Annotated in this window: 18 protein-coding genes and 2 pseudogenes; 10 read left to right on the top strand and 10 right to left on the bottom strand. The window is 43.6% G+C overall.

Features of this window, described 5'->3' with window-relative positions; translation table 11 throughout:
• The 4 genes from B9T16_RS07450 to B9T16_RS07435 form a co-directional block, all read right to left on the bottom strand.
• Window positions 1–395, bottom strand: a 395-nt coding sequence (locus tag B9T16_RS07450; protein ID WP_410244438.1) for a homoserine kinase, incomplete at its 3' end; no start/stop codon positions are given.
• A gap of 81 nt (window positions 396–476) precedes the next feature.
• On the bottom strand, window positions 477–728 hold the full coding sequence (locus B9T16_RS07445) for a hypothetical protein (RefSeq protein WP_006621845.1): 252 nt from the start codon (window positions 726–728) through the stop codon (window positions 477–479).
• Window positions 729–1,122: 394 nt separating this feature from the next.
• Complete coding sequence (locus B9T16_RS07440) at window positions 1,123–4,788, bottom strand: hydantoinase B/oxoprolinase family protein (RefSeq protein ID WP_006618377.1); 3,666 nt, start codon at window positions 4,786–4,788, stop codon at window positions 1,123–1,125.
• A gap of 478 nt (window positions 4,789–5,266) precedes the next feature.
• Window positions 5,267–5,554, bottom strand: coding sequence for a hypothetical protein (locus B9T16_RS07435; RefSeq protein ID WP_006618378.1), 288 nt, complete (start codon window positions 5,552–5,554; stop codon window positions 5,267–5,269).
• A gap of 269 nt (window positions 5,555–5,823) precedes the next feature.
• Here B9T16_RS07435 and B9T16_RS07430 point away from each other — a divergent pair, with 269 nt between their 5' ends.
• Complete coding sequence (locus B9T16_RS07430; RefSeq protein ID WP_006618379.1) at window positions 5,824–7,302, top strand: PLP-dependent aminotransferase family protein; 1,479 nt, start codon at window positions 5,824–5,826, stop codon at window positions 7,300–7,302.
• Here B9T16_RS07430 and B9T16_RS07425 read toward each other — a convergent pair.
• Window positions 7,299–7,736, bottom strand: a pseudogene (locus B9T16_RS07425) (GGDEF domain-containing protein); the annotation flags it as partial. The gene B9T16_RS07430 and the pseudogene B9T16_RS07425 sit on opposite strands and share 4 nt — an antisense overlap.
• 94 nt (window positions 7,737–7,830) lie before the next feature.
• Window positions 7,831–7,959 carry a hypothetical protein gene (locus B9T16_RS07420; RefSeq protein ID WP_286131416.1) on the bottom strand — a complete coding sequence of 43 codons (129 nt, stop codon included), beginning with the start codon at window positions 7,957–7,959 and terminating at the stop codon, window positions 7,831–7,833.
• A 457-nt stretch (window positions 7,960–8,416) separates the two neighbouring features.
• Between B9T16_RS07420 and B9T16_RS07415 the strand changes: the two genes are divergently transcribed.
• Genes B9T16_RS07415 through B9T16_RS07400 form a run of 4 tightly spaced genes read left to right on the top strand, consistent with a single transcriptional unit; the run spans window position 8,417 to window position 10,841 of the window.
• On the top strand, window positions 8,417–8,815 hold the full coding sequence (locus B9T16_RS07415) for an MAPEG family protein (protein WP_014277357.1): 399 nt from the start codon (window positions 8,417–8,419) through the stop codon (window positions 8,813–8,815).
• 15 nt (window positions 8,816–8,830) lie between these two features.
• The gene (locus B9T16_RS07410; RefSeq protein ID WP_006618382.1) at window positions 8,831–9,031 is read left to right on the top strand and encodes a hypothetical protein; all 201 of its coding nucleotides are present in this window, start codon (window positions 8,831–8,833) and stop codon (window positions 9,029–9,031) included.
• A 12-nt stretch (window positions 9,032–9,043) separates the two neighbouring features.
• Window positions 9,044–9,220, top strand: a complete 177-nt coding sequence (locus B9T16_RS07405; protein ID WP_014277355.1) for a hypothetical protein — start codon at window positions 9,044–9,046, stop codon at window positions 9,218–9,220.
• Window positions 9,221–9,245: 25 nt separating this feature from the next.
• Entirely contained in the window at window positions 9,246–10,841 is a 1,596-nt protein-coding gene (locus B9T16_RS07400) for a hypothetical protein (protein ID WP_006618383.1), read from the top strand.
• Here B9T16_RS07400 and B9T16_RS07395 read toward each other — a convergent pair.
• From B9T16_RS07395 to B9T16_RS07385, 3 genes and pseudogenes are all read right to left on the bottom strand, one after another.
• Complete coding sequence (locus tag B9T16_RS07395; protein WP_006618384.1) at window positions 10,830–11,519, bottom strand: ImmA/IrrE family metallo-endopeptidase; 690 nt, start codon at window positions 11,517–11,519, stop codon at window positions 10,830–10,832. The genes B9T16_RS07400 and B9T16_RS07395 overlap by 12 nt on opposite strands.
• Window positions 11,516–11,863, bottom strand: coding sequence for a helix-turn-helix domain-containing protein (locus B9T16_RS07390; RefSeq protein WP_014277353.1), 348 nt, complete (start codon window positions 11,861–11,863; stop codon window positions 11,516–11,518). The genes B9T16_RS07395 and B9T16_RS07390 overlap by 4 nt, the downstream gene beginning before the upstream one ends.
• A gap of 53 nt (window positions 11,864–11,916) precedes the next feature.
• Window positions 11,917–13,111 (bottom strand): annotated as a pseudogene (locus B9T16_RS07385) (RNA-guided endonuclease InsQ/TnpB family protein).
• Between the two features lie 283 nt (window positions 13,112–13,394).
• Between B9T16_RS07385 and B9T16_RS07380 the strand changes: the two are divergent.
• From B9T16_RS07380 to B9T16_RS07360, 5 genes are all read left to right on the top strand, one after another.
• Window positions 13,395–13,655: a hypothetical protein gene (locus B9T16_RS07380; RefSeq protein WP_014277349.1), complete on the top strand. Its 261-nt coding sequence runs from the start codon at window positions 13,395–13,397 to the stop codon at window positions 13,653–13,655.
• A gap of 40 nt (window positions 13,656–13,695) precedes the next feature.
• Window positions 13,696–14,379: a hypothetical protein gene (locus tag B9T16_RS07375; protein WP_006616311.1), complete on the top strand. Its 684-nt coding sequence runs from the start codon at window positions 13,696–13,698 to the stop codon at window positions 14,377–14,379.
• A gap of 77 nt (window positions 14,380–14,456) precedes the next feature.
• Window positions 14,457–14,693, top strand: a complete 237-nt coding sequence (locus tag B9T16_RS07370) for a hypothetical protein (RefSeq protein ID WP_006616310.1) — start codon at window positions 14,457–14,459, stop codon at window positions 14,691–14,693.
• A 192-nt stretch (window positions 14,694–14,885) separates the two neighbouring features.
• Window positions 14,886–15,872, top strand: coding sequence for a hypothetical protein (locus tag B9T16_RS07365; RefSeq protein WP_006616309.1), 987 nt, complete (start codon window positions 14,886–14,888; stop codon window positions 15,870–15,872).
• Window positions 15,873–15,914: 42 nt separating this feature from the next.
• Entirely contained in the window at window positions 15,915–17,003 is a 1,089-nt protein-coding gene (locus tag B9T16_RS07360) for a hypothetical protein (RefSeq protein ID WP_035737883.1), read from the top strand.
• A gap of 316 nt (window positions 17,004–17,319) precedes the next feature.
• Here the strand turns inward: B9T16_RS07360 and B9T16_RS07355 are convergent, their stop codons facing one another.
• Window positions 17,320–18,735 (bottom strand): hypothetical protein, encoded by a 1,416-nt coding sequence (locus B9T16_RS07355; RefSeq protein WP_315642762.1) that lies wholly within the window; start codon window positions 18,733–18,735, stop codon window positions 17,320–17,322.
• Window positions 18,736–18,765: the final 30 nt, after the last annotated feature.

Here is an 18,765-nt window from a genome sequence, read left to right as displayed (position 1 = left end):
TCTAGGGCGATCGCCATGTCCATAATTTCTGTTTGAGTCAGGGKGTTTCCGGCTAGGGTATTTGCACCCACTAAACCCCCTACAATTGCTGTGGCTGAACTTCCCAAGCCCCTGGCGAGGGGAACCCCTAGTTTGATGTGAATTTTGACGGGAGGGGGAGTTTGATTGATGTGATGGTAGAGTTTAAGAAAAGCCTGATAAACTAAGTTGCGATCGTCCGTGGCTACAGCCTGGGCTTCTACTCCTTCGGCGGTAATTTGATGGAGTTTTTCTGTATCCGTTAATGGGGAAAATTCTAGGATATTATACAGGCTGAGGGCGGCACCAATACAATCAAATCCTGGTCCAATATTGGCGGTGGTGGCGGGGACGGTAACGGTAATTGGGTGAGACATTGACAATGATGAATATGGGCTAATTTTGTGGTAAAATTAGGGATTTTATCCCTGGCTTTTAGTTATGCAGACCATGGCTAGTTATTCTGGGTCTTGGTTGGCTGAATTTTCGCCAATATTAAGATTCTTTTTGGACTCTTTTAATTCTTTCCAGAGTTGTTTGATTCTTTGGTAAGCCACTTCGGAACTCAGTTTACCATTGGTTTCTAACCCACAGATATAGTTCACCTTATGTGCAAACTCTTGGAGGTTAGAGTTAAACATCATATTTTGGGGGCTAAATTCTCCACGATAACGGGTTTTGGGGTAAAGAAATTCGTCTTTTTCGTTCATATATTTAGGCTGAATATGTGAGTTGGTATCCTGGGGGAAAGCTACTACTAACTCCCTCAAAAAAATGCTATTCTGGCTACATTTTTAGGTGCTAGTAATATCATTAATGAAAATCAAGGACTGACACTTAGGGGGTAGCTGGGTTTAAGTCTGACCGTGGTGATTATAGTATTTCAGGCGGGTTATACAAGGGAAAGGATTATATTTTTGACCAGTATTTATACTGACTCAATCCGATTAAATGATTAACTAAATCCGGGTCAACTTAGCTTAAGATCATATAGCATTATGTATTATATGTTAGGCGATACCAAAAGGGGAGTCAATATGTCTATGGGTTTAGACAAACTCCCCATGGTAAAAGAGGTAGAAGGGGTTTCTAGCCTAGTATAGGTTATTGTGGGGCACCATATCCCCCGCCGCCGGGAGTTTGGATGGTCAACACATCCCCTATACCCATAAGGGCGATCGCACTACTATGGAGATCTTCAACAGTCCCATTTTGGCGAGTAATGGAATTACGCCCCACCATACCGGGTTCACCTCCAGCCATACCAAAAGGTGGGATGATACGATGTCCCGATAGGATAGTGGCTGTCATTTCCTCCAAAAATCGAATTTGGCGGATAATACCATTACCACCGCGATACTTTCCGTTACCGCCGCTGTGGGGGCGAATAACAAAAGCCTCGATCAGAACCGGATAACGCCATTCTAGCACTTCTGGATCAGTTAGGCGAGAATTAGTCATGTGGGTATGTACTGCGTCGGTCCCGTGAAAATTAGGACCTGCGCCCGATCCGCCGCAGATGGTTTCATAATATTGATAGCGATCGCTTCCAAAGGTAAAATTATTCATAGTTCCCTGGGAAGCCGCCATAACTCCCAAAGCGCCATATAAAGCATCAACCACAGCCTGAGAAGTTTCGACATTTCCAGCCACTACAGCCGCCGGAAATTTGGGGTTAAGCATACAGCCTTCAGGGATGATAATTTCTAAAGGTTTTAAACATCCAGCATTGAGGGGAATGCTATCAGCCACCAAAGTCCGAAATACATACAAAACCGCCGCTTTACAAACAGCCTGGGGTGCATTAAAGTTGCTGTCCAATTGTCGAGAAGTTCCGGTGAAATCTATTTTGGCGCTGCGGTTTTGGCGATTAATGCTAATAGCGACTTGAATAACTCCCCCATTATCCAGAACATAAATAAACTCACCATCCCGCAGAACATCAATAGCCCTTCTGACGGACTCCTCTGCATTATCCTGGACAAATTGCATATAAGTTTGGACTGTAGCCAAGCCATATTGTGCGACCATTTTATGTAATTCTGTCACCCCTTTTTCATTGGCGGCAATTTGTGCTTGTAGGTCAGCAATATTAGTCTGAGGGTTCCGGGCGGGGTAGGGATGATTAGTTAATAATTTCAGCAATTGTGCTTCTCGGAATTTACCGCTATCAACCAACTGGAAATTATCGATTAAAATACCTTCTTCCAAGACTGTTTTACTATGGGGTGGCATAGAACCGGGCGTTATCCCTCCCAGGTCGGCATGATGACCCCGAGATGCCACATAAAATAAAATGTTTAATCCGGCAGTATCAAACACTGGAGTAATGACGGTAATATCAGGTAAATGAGTCCCGCCATCATAGGGATTATTTAGCATATAAACATCCCCAGCTTTGAGAGTTTCGGCTTTAGCTTTAATTAGGCTGCGGACACTTTCTCCCATAGAGCCTAAATGTACAGGAATATGGGGAGCGTTGGCTACGAGTTCCCCGAATTGGTCAAAAATTGCACAGGAAAAATCTAGGCGTTCTTTAATGTTAACTGATGATGCCGTATTTTGTAGGGTAATTCCCATTTGTTCAGCGATGAACTGAAACAGGTTTTTAAATATTTCGAGACGCACCGGATCAGGTTTTGTGGTGTAGATTTTGGAGTCAATGGGGGAAGTTTGGGGCTGGGCAATTTTGGCTAAAACTAAGTGATTGCGTTCGGTTAATTGAGCAGACCAACCTGGCTCGATAATATTAGTTCCGGTAGGTTCGAGAATAATCGCGGGTCCGATTAATTCATCTCCTGGCTGTAAAATATCTCTGGGAAATACGGGGGTTTGTTGCCATTTTTGGTTGGTAAAAATTGGGACGGTGGCAATAGGGGTAGGGGGTTGATTGTGGCGACGAGATAATATGGTTTCGGGGGGATTTTCCATCTGGCGGACTATTTCAACGGATACAGATTCAACTATTAGTTGTTTGTCGTTTTTGATAAAGCCATAACGGGTGCGGTGTTCAGTTTCAAAGGCGGCTTTCATGGGTTCGACTTGGCGGGAAAATGGGACGGTGAGGGTTGAGTCTGTCCCCTGATATTTCAAATTGGCGCGATAAAAAACTATGTCGTTGGGGGAATTGTGGGGGTCAAGTTCCGATCGCATTTCGGTTTCTAAGTCGGCTAAAACTGGGGTGATATCGGCTAATAAATGTTCGTTTAGCGGGGCTTCTATGGCTTTCTCGCGGATGTTACCTACATCTGCTAGAGCCATGCCATAGGCTGATAAAACGCCAGCGTAGGGATGAATAAACACCCGTGTAATGCCTAATGTATCTGCGATCGCGCAGGCGTGTTGACCTCCCGCGCCGCCAAAGCAACAGAGGGTATATTCGGATACGTCATAACCGCGCTGTAGGGAGATTTTCTTAATCGCATTAGCCATATTTTCTACGGCGATCGCAATAAAACCCGCCGCCACTTCTTCGGGTTGGCGAGGGTCTCCGGTGGCTTGAGTAATATCTGCCGCTAACTGATTAAATTTGGTTTTAACTACTTCTGCATCAAGGGGTAAATTGGCTTGGGGTCCGAATACTTGGGGGAAAAATTCGGGTCTAATTTTGCCTAACATTACGTTACAGTCAGTAACTGTTAAAGGTCCCCCACCACCATAGCAAGCCGGACCTGGATCAGCACCCGCAGACTGTGGACCGACACGATAGCGGAAACCGTCAAAGACTAAAATTGAACCTCCCCCGGCTGCGACAGTATGAATAGAAAGGATGGGGGTTCGCATTCTGACCCCCGCAATTTCGGTCTCAAATTGTCTTTCATATTCGCCGTTATAATGGGCGACATCTGTGGATGTTCCACCCATATCAAAGGTGATAATTTTGTCAAAACCTGCCTGTTGACTGGTTTTGACAGCGCCAACAATGCCGCCAGCAGGCCCTGATAAAATGCTATCTTTTCCTTGGAAGTTTTGGGCGTTAGTTAGGGCTCCATTAGACTGCATAAACATTAATTTAGGCAGATTTTGGGGCGGGCTAGATACTCCATCTCTTGGGGTATGGTTGCCATATAATTCCTGGGCTACTTTGTCGATATAACGCTTTAAAATGGGTGATAAGTAAGCATCAACTACGGTGGTATCTCCCCGGCTGATTAGTTTCATTAGGGGGCTAATTTGGTGGGATGTGGAAATTTGGGTAAAGCCAATTTGGGCGGCGAGTTCGGCTATTTGTTGTTCGTGTTTGGGGTAGCGGTAACTGTGCATTAGGGCGATCGCACAACTGCGAATCCCGTCTTGATAAGCCTGTTGTAGGGCTGCTTGTAAGGGTTCTAATTGGAGAGGCTGCAGTTCTTCACCTTGGGCGCTGTAGCGTTCTTCTGCTTCGATTACCCTTTCATATAGCAGGGATGGTAAAATGATTTCTTGGGCAAAAATATCGGGGCGATTTTGATAGCCAATTCTGAGAGCATCTTTAAAGCCTTTGGTGATAATTAATAGGGTGCGATCGCCTTGACGTTCCAGCAGTGCATTAGTTGCTACTGTAGTTCCCATTTTTACCTCAGAAATACAATTTTCTGGGATGGGTTCATTGCCGCCAATTCCTAAAATTTCTTTGATACCAGCTACCACAGCATCCTGATAACGTTGAGGATTTTCTGATAGGAGTTTATGGGTCACTAAACTACCGTCTGGTTTGCGGGCGACAATATCTGTAAATGTACCGCCTCTATCTACCCAAAATTGATATTTACCTGCGAAGTTTTCAGCCATTGAATAATTCCCAATCATCTAAATTGTTTACAGTTACTCTAGTATCATTATCTATAGCATCAGCCCTCACCCTCCCACCCTCTCCCAAAGTCGGAGAAAGACCTGGAAAACTTATTAAATGATTACGGAAAGGGCTGTAAGCCTCCACCCCCCCACCTCTCCCAGAAGGCGAGAGGGGGGTTAATGATTTCATCGTGCGTTATGTGGTCTTAGTTTATGAGACATTGGCTTTAGTCTTTCGTCGGGAGGTGTGACTATATATTGACCATAAAAGAGACTAAATTCGATGGTATTTTGTATCAAGTTGATGAGGCGATCGCTCCAAAGATGCGATCGGGATAATAACCAATAATGATGCAAATTATGTTGTTTCACTATAAAAACCCCCTGAATTAAAAATCGGGTATAAGTAGGCTCGAAGCTGCTGAGGTATTAAATAGATATCCCTCAGATATTTGGTTTATCAATAATCCCCCGATTATCTATTGTAGCGGGATTCCAGCCAAACCCTGACATCTTGTTCTACATAAAAACGTTGATTGGTTCGGGTGAAAGGGTCGTAAACATCCCAGACCAAATCACCATCTTGGTCATAACTTTGAGAGATGGTTATATCCCGGCTACCCACCAAAAACTTCCACAATAAGCCAGGTATTTTCTCGAACCAATTAAAAATACCTTCATCGGACAAACTCCGGGGATAATTAACTAAAGTATTCCCCCTCAATGCCATGGTACTACAAGCAGTTTTTCCCGTTGATTTCATCGCCACAATTCCTCCATGAATATTCAGTTGTAACAAACCATAAACTCGAGGAGATGCTAATTTAAACTCCCTTATTTATCGCGGTTCACGGAAATAAGCGATCGCCCAAATAAGTAAATTTCGATCACTCTATTAAAAGTATGACCTACCCTAGCCAAAAATAACAGATGCAGTTATCATAAATTGTAGCCATAACAGTTTAATTTTTGGCAACTGTTCTGGTCAGAAAATCAGCAACTGTATCCTTTAAGGGATTTGGAGGTATGACCATGAAAGCCAGACCCGTAGAAAAGTCTCCCGGAGTGAACTTATATGAAGAGGTAGCCAACCGCATTCAGTCCCTAATCAAAGAAGGGACCCTGAAACCAGGCGATCGCATTCCCTCAGTCCGCAAAATGCACCAACAGATGAGCGTTAGCATCACCACAGTATTAGAAGCCTATCGCCTCCTCGAAGATAGGGGGCTAATTGTCGCCCGTCCCCAGTCCGGCTACTATGTTCGCCATATTCTGTCACTTCCACCCGCAGAACCCACCTCCTCAACTCCCCCAGGACTAGCCTGTAATGTGGATATCTCAATGGCTTTTAGGATAAATACAGTCCTAGGAGAACCAGGAATGATTAAACTCGGTGCCGCCGTCCCTGACCCGGAACTATTCCCCCTCGCCGCCCTAAATCGATTGATGGGACAGGTGATGCGTCAAAACCCAGAAGTCTGTCACTCCTATAACGCCCTACCAGGGTTGGAACCTCTACGCCATGAAGTAGCTAGGCGATTAATGGATGCGGGTTGTTCCCTCACCCCAGACCAAATTTTGATTGTGAATGGGACCACAGAGGGGATGTATCTATCTCTGCGCGCGATCACAAAACCCGGGGATACAGTGGCGATCGAGTCCCCATCCTATTATGGATTGTTAGAAATTTTGCAATCTCTACACCTAAAAGCCTTGGAACTTCCCACCCACCCGCGAGAAGGGTTATCACTACCCGATTTGGAAAACGCCCTTAGTCAAGGTCAGGTGGCCGCTTGTGCGATCGTTTCCAATTTTAGTAATCCTCTGGGAAGCTGTATGGAAGATAGCAAGAAAAAAGCCTTGGTGGAAATTTTGGATAACTACGATATTCCTTTGGTCGAAGATGATGTTTATGGCGATTTGGGCTTTGATGAGATGCGTCCGAAGGCGATTAAAGCCTTTGATAAAAAGGGTTTGGTTTTATATTGTTCTTCCTCCAGTAAAACAATTTCTCCCGGTTTGCGGGTCGGTTGGGTCGTGGCTGGTCGTTATCAAAAGACTGTCGAACAACTGAAATTGTTTACTAACATTGTGACAGCGGCAGCTAATCAATTAACGATCGCTGCCTTTTTAGCTAATGGAGGTTATGACCGCCATCTCCGACACCTGCGACGAGCCTATGGGGAACAGGTCTTGCGAATGACTCAGGCAATTTGTGATTATTTTCCCCCAGAAACTAAAGTAACGCGCCCCACAGGAGGTCACGTCTTATGGGTAGAGCTTCCACCCCATTTTAATGCGATCGCACTTTACCAGGAAGCCTATAAACGCCAAATCAGCATTGCTCCTGGAACCATGTTTTCCGCATCAGGAAATTATCGGAATTGCTTTCGCTTAAATTGTGGTTTACTGTGGTCTCCCAAAATCCAGATAGCCATGCAAATATTAGGAAAATTAATTGCCAATCAAGACTCTGATACAACTCGTTTACAACCAGTATTTTTAGCTTAAAATAATCCCCAATCAGCACTTAATATCAGGTCTTTTGGTGATAAATCATCCTTAATAATTTTACTGGCAACTCCCCCACTCAGGGTAATACATGAACCAATCTGAGACCCCCAGTGGGAGATGTTTTTAGCCAAAACGTTCCGGCGAATTGTGTCTGCTACATCCAGGGCTTCTTTTAATTCAAGACCCGGTAGGATAATCGCAAACTCTTCCCCTCCGTAGCGGGCGGCTAAGTAAGGCTTATGCTGATGACAAGCCGTGATAGCTTCTTCAATTGCTTTGGCGATCCGTTGCAGACATAAATCTCCCGCTAAGTGACCATAATTATCATTGTAGGGCTTGAAAAAATCTATGTCTAAGAGAATTAAAGAGATGGGTTGTCCTTTTTGGCTTTGTAAAGTATGCTCCATATAAAGATAGAACTTACGTCGATTGGCTAATTGGGTTCAATTATCCAAAAAAGCCAGTTCTTTCAGCTTTATGTTTTCTTGCTGTAGCTGACGATTTTTGATGTTTTGATAGTGAATCTTACGATAGAGTGTCCGCCAGAGCAATATTGTGGATGATATTAATGGGATATTGTTCAATATTCTCCATGGTATTACTATCAAATAAAATATCCTCTAATTTGCGGCTATTTTGGATGTTAAAATTCATGGTAGTATCCCCTTAAAAATTCCTCGAAAAGGATGGATTTTTGTATTGCCAGTTTAGGTGATTATTTACACCCAACTTGCTGACCATTTTAGTTAAGATGACTTCCAGCTTGGACTTCAGATTTAATTCCTGGAAATATCTTGACTTTTCGACGGAAATAAGATTTAATAGTTGTGGGTTCAGAATCACGGCTAACTTACCTATCTCTCGGCTTCAACAAAATTAATTATTGACGATCCGCCGAGAAACTGCCGTGACGACTATCCGCCGATACCGTGATAATCCTGAAAAAGTATCGTGATCGCCTAGTAATGGTGGTTGTGATTACTTGATCGAATTGATGTGACTGTGATCACAATTGCCAAAAGACCTGTCTGAAGGTAGATTCCCAGAAATTCTCACCCAAAATGGCGGATCAGGTTAATATTGTGGTAGACACTCGCGAGGTAATCAATTTATGTCACCTTGGCCTAGCCTAATCACCGCATCTGCACTTATCGTATACCTGGTTGTTACCATCAACGTCGGTAGAGCTAGAATGAAATATAAGGTTATGCCTCCTGACATGACGGGCGATCCAAACTTTGAACGAGTCTTGCGGGTACAGCAAAATACCCTAGAACAGTTAATTATTTTCCTTCCGGCGTTGTGGCTGTTTTCTGAGTTTGTCAGTCCCCTAGTGGCTGCGGGTTTGGGTGCAGTATGGATAGTGGGGCGTATTCTCTATGCTTGGGGATACTATCAGGCGGCGGAAAAGCGGATGATTGGCTTTGGGGTCAGTATCTTATGCTTATTTTCCCTACTGGGAGGGTCTCTAATCGGAATTATCATTCCCTTGGTTAAACAAATTATCTAAGATGGAGTCAGGGGCATGGCAGAGAATCATCCCGAAGAGCCGATCATGTTTAAGATAAGCGATCGCCTCTTTCAACAATTAACCGAATTTACCGAAACCCTAGAAGTCGAGGCTCTGAACCCGCCTCCCAATTCCCACAGCGATCGGACAGTCAACCCTCAACCGGACTTAACCCCACCGCTACCCTCGGAGTCCCCAAATTCCCCATCTGAATAACTTAATTAACGAATGGCTGATCTCGAACAATTAAAATCTGCCTTGGTCAGGACTCAGAATCCTAACCAAATCTCTGCCCTAATTGTTGATTTCACCCACCAAGAGATACTTAGTGTCTACTATCAACTACCGTCCCAAAAGCAGCAACAAATTTGTAAAATTTGGGCGATCGAATTTGAATCAGGGTGACAATTAATAAGGGTAAAGTGCATCCATGTCAGAACCCCAAAATCATCCTTCACCATTACATTATCCAAATGCAAATGAATCTCCCCCTAATTCTCCGGCTTTAACAGAGGAAGAAAAGGAGATATCTACAGTCACCGACTCAGAATCTTTATTTAATCATAGATCTGGCTTAGTTCCCTATCTATGTTGGGTTAGTGTTATATCCTTAATTGTCGCTATGGTCATGTTTGGGAATGACCTAGGGGCGATCGCGATTATTTATGTAATTATCACCATTTTCTGTGCGGCTTTATCCTACCGATATCCCCGCCAAGGATTATGGGGTTTACTGATTTATTTACCTTTTGCCGGGACTATCGCCTATTGGATAGGGGATGATCGACCAATTTTTCACTTACTGAAAAATATATTATTTTACATTCCCGCACTCTTAGGAATGCTGGTTGTGCTAATTCGTGAAGGTAAAGCACTTATAATTAATAAAAATCTCAAAATCCCCCTATTAATCTTTCTAGGTATTGCTTTAATTAACCTAGTTATAGTCAATGGAGGGCAACATTTTAGTGATGACCCCAGGGGAATACCAATAGTTATGGGAATTTTCGGATTAGCCATATTAATCGGATATATTCCCCTAATTACCTGTGGATATTACCTGATCCGGAAAAATCAAGATGTCTATTTCCTCAATCGTTTACAGGTAGTTTTAGCCATAGTATGTTGTCTGCTAGGTATCGCTCAATTTTGGTTAGTTATCACAGGTGTTTGTCCTGACAATAGCGGCTTAGAACCCCATCTTTTACTGACAGCCAACCTACAGCGCAAGTGTCTAGTTGGCGGTTCTTTGGGCTACCTACCAGAAGCCAATTTTATCCGACTTCCCGGAACCTTTGTCTCCCCCTGGCATTGGACATGGCTCTTAATTTCCAGTGCCTTTTTTGCTTTTCTAACTTCCCTCAATGACCCGAAAATAACTTGGCAGATAACTGGCGGATTTTCCCTATTCTTAATCATGATAAATGCCGTCATATCAGGTCAGAGAACTGCTTTTTTAGGCGTACCTCTGGTGCTGATATTATTAATAATTGCCACCAGTCATATATCCCGTTGGAAACGATTATTAATTAGCTTCTTAGCCATCGGACTATTTTTGTTAACTACCCTAGTCATATTTCCCAATCTAGCCGAGGGACGAATGGAAAGTTTGACCGGACGCTGGACAGCATCCCCCCCTCCCGAATTTGTCATAGATCAAACTCAGTGGACTCTCAGAAATAGCCGAGGCTTATTAGGTAATGGACTCGGACGAGGCACTAATGCCACCCGCAGTCTAGGTAGTACACGATTACTAGAAACTTATTATTCTAAACTCATCTATGAATTAGGAATCATAGGAGCGATCGCCTTTTTAATATTAGTCACCACCCTAATGACGGAAGGTTTCAAATCCTATCACCAAGTCCGCAATTCTCATCTGAGAAATGATGGTATTGTCTTCTGGATTTTCATTATCATCATCGGTTACAACCCCTACTGGTATCCCCTCGACACCGACCCCGTTGCCGTTTATTACTGGCTGATTGCTGGGGTGATGTTGAAACTACCCAGCTTAACCAAATAACCGTTGTTGCTGGTGACAATCAGCTTCTCCCAGATAAATTTGGCGCTGACCTTTGGGAATAGTAATCCAACCCAAATCTTGTAGGCGGTTAGTCAGATTAGAAATACTCACCCCCAACTCATCCCTAATACTGTAGAGATGAGACCACTTACTGAGATCGCGACCCGATCGCTTTTCCTCTAAAATATGACGAGGCATCAGCAGACAACTGGCAAAATATTGAGCCTGCCATTCAATAGAAGCAATTTGAGAGGAAACCGCACCACTGCGACAGACAAATGGTTGCTGGGCTGTTGAGGATGACCAACCGTAATTTCCCAGATTCAATTCTAACTGTCGAGCTACCCCGTCCACCTCATCGTGATTAATATGAAGGACCCAGTGTCCGATTTCATGGGCGATCGTAGACTCGATAAACCCTTGGGGTTTTTCTAAAATCTCTTCGTTAATCTCAATTTGTCTAGCGGCGGGAATAATCCGGGCGGCGATCGCCCCTTGTTCGTCCGCTGGTATGTAATCCCATACTACCCCCAAATCTAAAAAATCCGCCACCAAACTCGACTCAAAAGGCCACTGAGGAGCAAAATTAGGGGTAGCCGCCATGCGCTGAAGAATTTGATCAGCGCGACGTTCAATAGATTCTTTCGCATAAAAGCGATAGGGTTTGAGAATACTCACTTATCTTTCCCCGAAGCTGCATCAAATACCTGTTTAGCAAAATTAGGGTTTTCCTGAAGTCGTCGAAATAGGGCTGTGATCTCCCGGTTATTCTCTTTGAGGAAATTCTCGTAATGGTGGGGAATGCGTCCCGCCAAAAAGATTAATTCCTCCTCATCTATGCCCAAATTTCGCGCTAAACCCCGGATTACCTCCTCTTTGGGAGCATAATCAGCGCGATCGTTCTCTAGCTTGGATAGATAGGTAAAGTCCACACCAAGCAACCCCGCCAGTTCTCGCTGGGAGTAGCCCCTATCCTTGCGAGCCTGACGGATCAATTTACCAAAAGTTTGTGTTTCGTCCACGGCATTGTCCTCCTGGTCTCTATTATAGGACACCTTGATTGACACTCCCCAGCCTAAAGGCGTGGGGATTCTTCCTTCAACGACTCGACTTGCTCTGACAGGTTTGCACCAACCAAAGTAGCGGTCAAATCTCCAGAAGCGTTAAGTTTCCGTATGCCCTACGGTACTTAAGGCAGCCTTCAGAATGTTGATGGCTGCGTTATAGTCTCGGTCTAACTCACACCCACACTGACAAATATGGGTTCGAGTTGAGAGACTTTTCTTGACAATCGTGCCGCAGCTCGAGCAGTTTTGAGAGGTATAAGCAGGGTTTACCGCTACGGTAATCTTGCCGAATTTTACCCCAAAATACTCCAACCATTTCCTGAACTGATACCAAAGAGCATCATAAATGGACTTGGCCAGACAGTGGTTTCTCACAATATTCTTAATCCTCAAATCTTCGTAGGCCACCAGATCGTTAGATTGGATTACGCAACGCGCCAGTCTCTTGGCCTGTTCTTCACGTTGCCGACTTATTTTGAGGTGTGTTCGCCCGAGTCGATTAACGGCTTTTTTTCGGTTGGCAGAGCCTTTCTGTTTTTGGCTCACCCTTCGGTGAGCGCGTTTCAGCTTTTTCTCGGCGTTTCGATAAAACCTAGGGTTCGCCTCGGTCTGTCCGTTTGAATCAGTGTAGAATTCCTTGAGTCCGACATCTAAACCCACGGTATTTCCTGATGGTTCGATTTCTTCTCGAACGTCTACTTTGACACAGAACTGTGCGTAATAGCCATCTGCTCTACGAATCAGCCGAACCCGTTTGATTTGTTCTGTACCGTAAAACGCCAAATCCCAAGTTCCAATTAACTTGAGTCGTCCGATGCCTTTCTTGTCGGTAAATACAATATGCTTAGGGTCGAGTAACTTCCAACCGGAGTTTTTGTACTCGACAGAACGACTGTTTTTCTTGAACCGGGGATATCCTTTCTTGCCGGGAACTTGCTGGCGGCAGTTTTCAAAAAAACGAGAAATTGAAGACCAGGCACGTTCGGCCGAAGCTTGACGAGCCGTACTGTTGAGTTCTCGAGCCCAGTCATACTCTCGAGCAAGGACTCGACAGTATTTATTAAGGTCGTATTTGTTAACACCTCGGTTGTCCATCTAATAGCGTAGTGCTTTGTTACGAACGAATTGTGCGGTTCGGATCGCTTCTTCAATCGCTGCGTATTGGTGGGACTTCCCTTGAACTTTGAACTCGAGAACAAGCATGGCTCGAACAGACTCTATCGTGTTTACCATAGCACAAAATGCTTGGCTAAGTGAAAGCCGCCCTTCTAGGGCGGGGTTTTAGACCCATGATTTTTGATAAAATTTCAACTTGCCACTTGACGAAACCATCAACACTTGTTAGTATAGATGTAGTTGAACAAAGCATCAACCCTTTAGGCTCTACTGATAGCGCTCAACTGTCAATTCAACCACATCATGCCCTAGATGTAGAGTCAAAGGCTCCCAGATGTTGGGTCAAATGGCGAACCGGAGGACAGATCCCATGCTTAGGACTTGGACTGATACCCATTACCAACTCAATGATCGCGACTGGCTGTATATTGCCACCCATGAGGAACTAGGTTCAGCGTCCCTAGTCTGTCCTGGTTATACGCGCGATGGTACAGGATTTAGCATTCACTTTACAGCGGCTCATACGGAGACCTTAGAGAAACTGATCGCTGTCCTAAAGATTTTGAAAGCACAACCCCAACCGTTATCTACTTATCCGGAACCAGAAAAGACAGTTTCTGTGATTCGCTAAACGCTGATTTTGTCCAAATTTTCACAACCTAAATATAACCATGACTAAAACTAACGAAAAACCCACAATTTCTGTATTTGGAAGTAAGCACAAAGAAGCGATGCTAGTGCCGGAAATGCCTATCGCTGTTCGCAATAATTGCCAATCGGGAAAATGGATGATTGGAGATGAAGAATATGGCTCTAAATGCTCGATGACGATTATCAAGTTTAGCAAATTTTTTGGCAGTTTAGGGCAAACTAACAACACATTATGGGGACAAATTTGGTTTGTGGCTGAATCGGGAGAACTTCCCCAAGGTGTTGTACTGGTCACCTATATTAAAAGTCGCTCTCTCAGTGATTTTAACCGCTTGGTGGCTTCTGTACAAAGCCAAGGTGTAGAACCCGCTATGGGGATTTTTGTGCCGGAATTTGTCCGCCATTCTGGTCAGAAACCTGATGAAAATGGAGTGGTAAAGCCGATTAATTACTATAGTTTAAAGTGGTCTTGGGTCGAACGTAGTGATTGGTCGATTTTAGAACAGGCGGCGGCGGTTTTAGCTGATGGGGCTAACCTGTCCCGTATGATTGACTTGGAAGGAACCCGACAAATGATCTGTTTGGATAATTTGTCACCCCATGAAGTGGCTTGTTTGATGGCGGCTCATTCCCCCTCAGATCGCGACAATGAGATGATGTTACCTCCGGCTAATGATCAACAAGTTCCGGTAGCAGTGTCTTAGGGATTGAATCGGATTGATAGCTCAACTCTCCCCTGACCGAGGGGAGGGTTAGGAAGTGAAAATTTAGAGGATATCTGATGAAAAATGTAGTCCGGTTAACGCGAAAGGATTTGTGGGAACGTCAACTGCTGCAAAACTTGAGTTTAAGCGATCGCCTCCGAAATCATACCCTAGAAGATATCTCTAGTCTATCTGATGATTTGCAACATATTAGTTTTGTGGTAAAATCCATTCAGACAAACTATCAGGCTGTTCTCGAAGAAAATCAACGTTTGAAGTCTTTGCTAATGGGATTAATTGATGGTTGCTATTGATGGGAAGGTAATCGCTGCCCGAATTGTCGCGCCATTTTAGCAACTTTAAACCCTGAGCAACCCGCTATAAGTGAGCAGCCGAAAAACTCAGATCCAAGTATCGCTAAAATCCGGAGATTTGTCGATAACCACGAGGGTTAAGTTGGCAATTGTCGGGTGATTTTATGACTCTAAAATGAGCGAGGTCAAATCATGAGCAAATTAGCATCTTTAGAAACCCAGTCTCAAATTATGGCGGCGTTCTCTAAAATTATTAGCGATCGCCAAAATATAGTTTCCAAGGTAGCGACCAAAGAAGAACAAGCCGAACGGGAAAAACGGAAACAGGTTCTGGAACAGGCGGCGACTTATACGGTTGATAGCTTGGTGAAAGGATTAGCAGATTTACAGCTAGATTTTAGTGGTGTAATCACGGAACTTTCGGAAAAACTAGAAACCGAATCTGCTAAATTAGATGCTATTAAACGCGGCATTAGTATTCAATCTCAGCAACTGGAGGAACTCCAGAAAATCCGGGTGGTGGCTGATGTTTTGCATCTTTTAACCCAAGAACATCAAGAAAAGATGAACTTGCTAGAGACACAAGCGAGCCAACGTCAAGAAAGCCTGGAAAAAGAGATGGCTAGGGAACGGAAGTTATGGGAAAAAGATGAAGAGGACTGGGAAGCTGCTGCGGCTGAATATCAAGAAAATATGGCTAAACATCGTCAGCAGGAAGTGGAGGATTATAATTATAATTTACAGCGCCAGCGACAAATTGAAACTGATCAATATGAGGAGGCGAAGCGTCGCTTAGAACGTGAAATTGAGGAAACTACTAAAGAACATGAGAAAAATTGGCGGGAAAGGGAAAAAGTTTTGAATGCGGAACAGGCTAAATTTGAGAGCGATCGCCAACGGGTGGCTACCTTTGAGGAAGAGTTAAAACAGGCTTTAAATAAAGCGAAAGAAGAGGCGATTCAAGAAGCTACTCGCGAGGCAAAAGTTAAGGCGGATCTGTTGGCTAAGGAATGGGAATCTAACCAACAGGGATATCAATTGCAAGTGGCATCATTAGAAGCAACTATTGAGCGACAAAATGAACAAATCACGAATTTGTCGGCACAATTGCAGGAAACCATGAAACAGGCTCAAGATTTGGCAATGAGAGCATTTTCTAGTAATCGTAACAATCAATAATTTCGGGAAAATTTAACTAGGAAAAATCGGAGAATAATTATCATGGCAAAAATCAGCGATCGCAACACCAAAGCGGAAATTTTAGCAGCCTATCATGAACTGCAAAAAGAACAGGAATCCCTGAAAGCAGAGGCTAGTAAATCCCCCGCCGCCGCGCCCCCGCCACCACCGCCACCCCCAGCAGCTACAGCAGTTAAGACGGTTACACCACCGGCACAACCGCCTAAGTCCAATAAGTCAAAATTGCAATCTACCCTAGATAATTTAACTATACTTCAGTCAAGTTTTGGGGGGGTAATTAGTGAATTATCAGACCAGTTAACGTCAGAAGCTACCCGACTGCAAGAATTACAAAATGGGGTAGCAGAGGCGGAACAGCATTTGCTAGAATTGCATAATATTGAGTCAATAAGTGATGATACTTTAGATGTTTTGATTCAGCAGTATCATGAGAGTTTTAAAGAATTTGAGCAGGAATTAAGCGATCGCCGCGAGACTTTAGAACTGGAATGGGAACGACAACAAGCCACATGGAAGAAGGAAAAAGAAGAACATCAACAGTTAGTTAAAGAACGCAATCAGACGGAGACTAAAAACCGGGAGCGCGACCAGGATACTTATCAATATAACCTGCAACTTGAGCGAGACTTAGACCAAGAACAATATCAACAAAATCAGGCTGAACTTTACAAACAGCTTGAGGAATTTCAACAGGAAAAGCAGCAAGAATGGTTAGAAACAGAAACAGCGATCGCTCAACGGGAACAAGAACATTTAGAAGTTAAAACCAAGGTGGCAGAATTTGAGCAAAACCTGGAAGATGCCATTAAAAAAGGCAAGGAAATGGGGCGGAATATCGGCAATTATCAAGCCAAAATTAAGGCTGATTTATGGGGTAAAGAAGTGGAAGGTCAAAAACAGTTCTACGAACTGCGAGTTAAATCCCTCAGTGAAACTATTAGCAATCAAGAAAATCGCATTCAAAGCATCTCTAAACAACTAGACTCAGCCCTCAAGCAAGTTCAAGATTTAGCGGTGAAGGCGATCGAAGGTTCCTCTAATTCTAATTCATTCCAAGCCATGAAAGAAATCGCCTTAGAACAGGCGAAAAATCAACAAAAGGGTAAATAGTCCCATAGGGGCGGGTTAACTAACATCAATCAACCCGCCTACTGTATGGAAATATAATTGATAATGGTGGGTGAGGGCGGGTTTATTAATCTTCTGGTTGGCAAATATAATTGATAATGGTGGGTGAGGGCGGGTTTATTAATCTTCTGGTTGGCAAATATAATTGATAATGGTGGGTGAGGGCGGGTTTATTAATCTTCTGGTTGGCAAATATAATTGATAATGGTGGGTGAGGGCGGGTTTATTAATCTTCTGGTTGGCAAATATAATTGACAGCGGAGGCGCGCCCCTACATGATATCGCCTTTTCTTATCAATCATCTGGTGGCTTGAGTTGCCATGGTCTGGCTATAATTATAGTTATTGTAATAGAGAACAGCCCGATCTTGAGCAGTTAGATAATTAGGGTCATTAAAGGGGACTTGCTGCATGAGTTGGCTGGCGAGTTGCCAATTTTTGCTGATGGTTTCCCAGTCTTGTTGTGATTGAGCAGTTTGGGTCAAATTAGCTGCTTCTGTGGCTTTGCGGACGGCTTCAGCAAAGGGATCTGAATTAACTAGGGGTTCTGGGGATGATTCTATCTGTGCTGCTGGTGGGGGTTCTGGGGATGATTCTATCTCTGCTTCTGGTGGGGGTTCTGGGGATGATTCTATCTGTGCTGCTGGTGGGGGTTCTGGGGATGATTCTATCTCTACTGCTGGTGGGGGTTCTGGGGATGATTCTATCTCTGCTTCTGGTGGGGGTTCGGAATTAATTAGGGGTTCTGTTGTTTGTTGGGTTGTGGTAGCGATTAGGCTTTGGGAATTTGTGACAATATTGTTGACTATACCTTTGATGTATGCCAAGTTTCTATAACTTATGTTCAAGCTAATAATAAGGGTACATGAAACGGCGGCAATGGAGGCAAATTTTAATATTTGTTGGCGAGAAATGTGCTTTCTAATTAAGAATTCTGCCTGATATAAATACAGGGTTGAAATAAAGGAAATAAACATACCTGAACTAACTACAAACTCACAATAAGAGCTGTAACTGTAACATTGGTCAGGATAAAAAGGCACAACAACTATCAAAAAGACTAATGTAGCTATACATAAGATAATTACAGCTAGTATGCCTTCCCAAATACTTTGTGAACCTGGATATTTGGAGAATTTGCGAGGTTTTTTAAAAGCGGATGTTATGAAATGATGGCTATATGAAAAAACGGCAATTGCTGAAATTAAGCTACTGGCTAAAATAAATAATGCTAGGTGATGATTATTTGATATGTCATAGATAAAAGAACTCCAAAAACCCCCAAAGCGCGCGAAAATAGTCAAGACCAGAAAAGCCCATAAAAATAAGCCAGTTGTCCTTAACCAGGAACTAGGATAAGGGAACCATCGGGGCCATTTAAAGGGATATGCTGCTGGCTTAGGTGGTTTATGAGGGGGGGTTTGAGTGATGTCAATACATTGAGTCCAGGCGGGGTGAAATTGCGCTAATTCTCGACCTTGAACTACAATGTTGGTAATATTTTGAGGCTGAATTTTACTAATAATTTGTTTAACTAAATCAACGGAATAATCTTGATGAGGAAGTGTTGGAGACTCTAGGGTGATTTCGAGATAATCATTTTTGAGCTGGGTGTAAACGGTGGTATCCTCAAGGGGGAGTAGGTGTTGAATGATGGATGCGATCGCCTCTGGATCACCCAGCCTAGCTTGTTTAATGGAAGGTTGATTTTGCATAGCCCCTGATTGCCTGCTCGATCATCCAAT

It is taken from the genome of Arthrospira sp. PCC 8006, assembly GCF_046480465.1.
Taxonomy (GTDB): Bacteria; Cyanobacteriota; Cyanobacteriia; order Cyanobacteriales; family Microcoleaceae; genus Limnospira; species Limnospira platensis.
Note: the sequence above shows the minus strand (reverse complement) of the source record. Positions and strands in the feature narration are given on the sequence as shown.

Coding starts and splice junctions, on each gene's coding strand:
- B9T16_RS07430 (WP_006618379.1), top strand. CDS start 5,824: ATGAAAGCCAGACCCGTAGAAAAGTCTCCCGGAGTGAACTTATATGAA.
- B9T16_RS07360 (WP_035737883.1), top strand. CDS start 15,915: ATGGCAAAAATCAGCGATCGCAACACCAAAGCGGAAATTTTAGCAGCC.
- B9T16_RS07415 (WP_014277357.1), top strand. CDS start 8,417: ATGTCACCTTGGCCTAGCCTAATCACCGCATCTGCACTTATCGTATAC.
- B9T16_RS07420 (WP_286131416.1), bottom strand. CDS start 7,959: ATGAATTTTAACATCCAAAATAGCCGCAAATTAGAGGATATTTTATTT.
- B9T16_RS07410 (WP_006618382.1), top strand. CDS start 8,831: ATGGCAGAGAATCATCCCGAAGAGCCGATCATGTTTAAGATAAGCGAT.
- B9T16_RS07355 (WP_315642762.1), bottom strand. CDS start 18,735: ATGCAAAATCAACCTTCCATTAAACAAGCTAGGCTGGGTGATCCAGAG.
- B9T16_RS07445 (WP_006621845.1), bottom strand. CDS start 728: ATGAACGAAAAAGACGAATTTCTTTACCCCAAAACCCGTTATCGTGGA.
- B9T16_RS07400 (WP_006618383.1), top strand. CDS start 9,246: ATGTCAGAACCCCAAAATCATCCTTCACCATTACATTATCCAAATGCA.
- B9T16_RS07370 (WP_006616310.1), top strand. CDS start 14,457: ATGAAAAATGTAGTCCGGTTAACGCGAAAGGATTTGTGGGAACGTCAA.
- B9T16_RS07380 (WP_014277349.1), top strand. CDS start 13,395: ATGCTTAGGACTTGGACTGATACCCATTACCAACTCAATGATCGCGAC.
- B9T16_RS07435 (WP_006618378.1), bottom strand. CDS start 5,554: ATGAAATCAACGGGAAAAACTGCTTGTAGTACCATGGCATTGAGGGGG.
- B9T16_RS07365 (WP_006616309.1), top strand. CDS start 14,886: ATGAGCAAATTAGCATCTTTAGAAACCCAGTCTCAAATTATGGCGGCG.
- B9T16_RS07440 (WP_006618377.1), bottom strand. CDS start 4,788: ATGGCTGAAAACTTCGCAGGTAAATATCAATTTTGGGTAGATAGAGGC.
- B9T16_RS07375 (WP_006616311.1), top strand. CDS start 13,696: ATGACTAAAACTAACGAAAAACCCACAATTTCTGTATTTGGAAGTAAG.
- B9T16_RS07405 (WP_014277355.1), top strand. CDS start 9,044: ATGGCTGATCTCGAACAATTAAAATCTGCCTTGGTCAGGACTCAGAAT.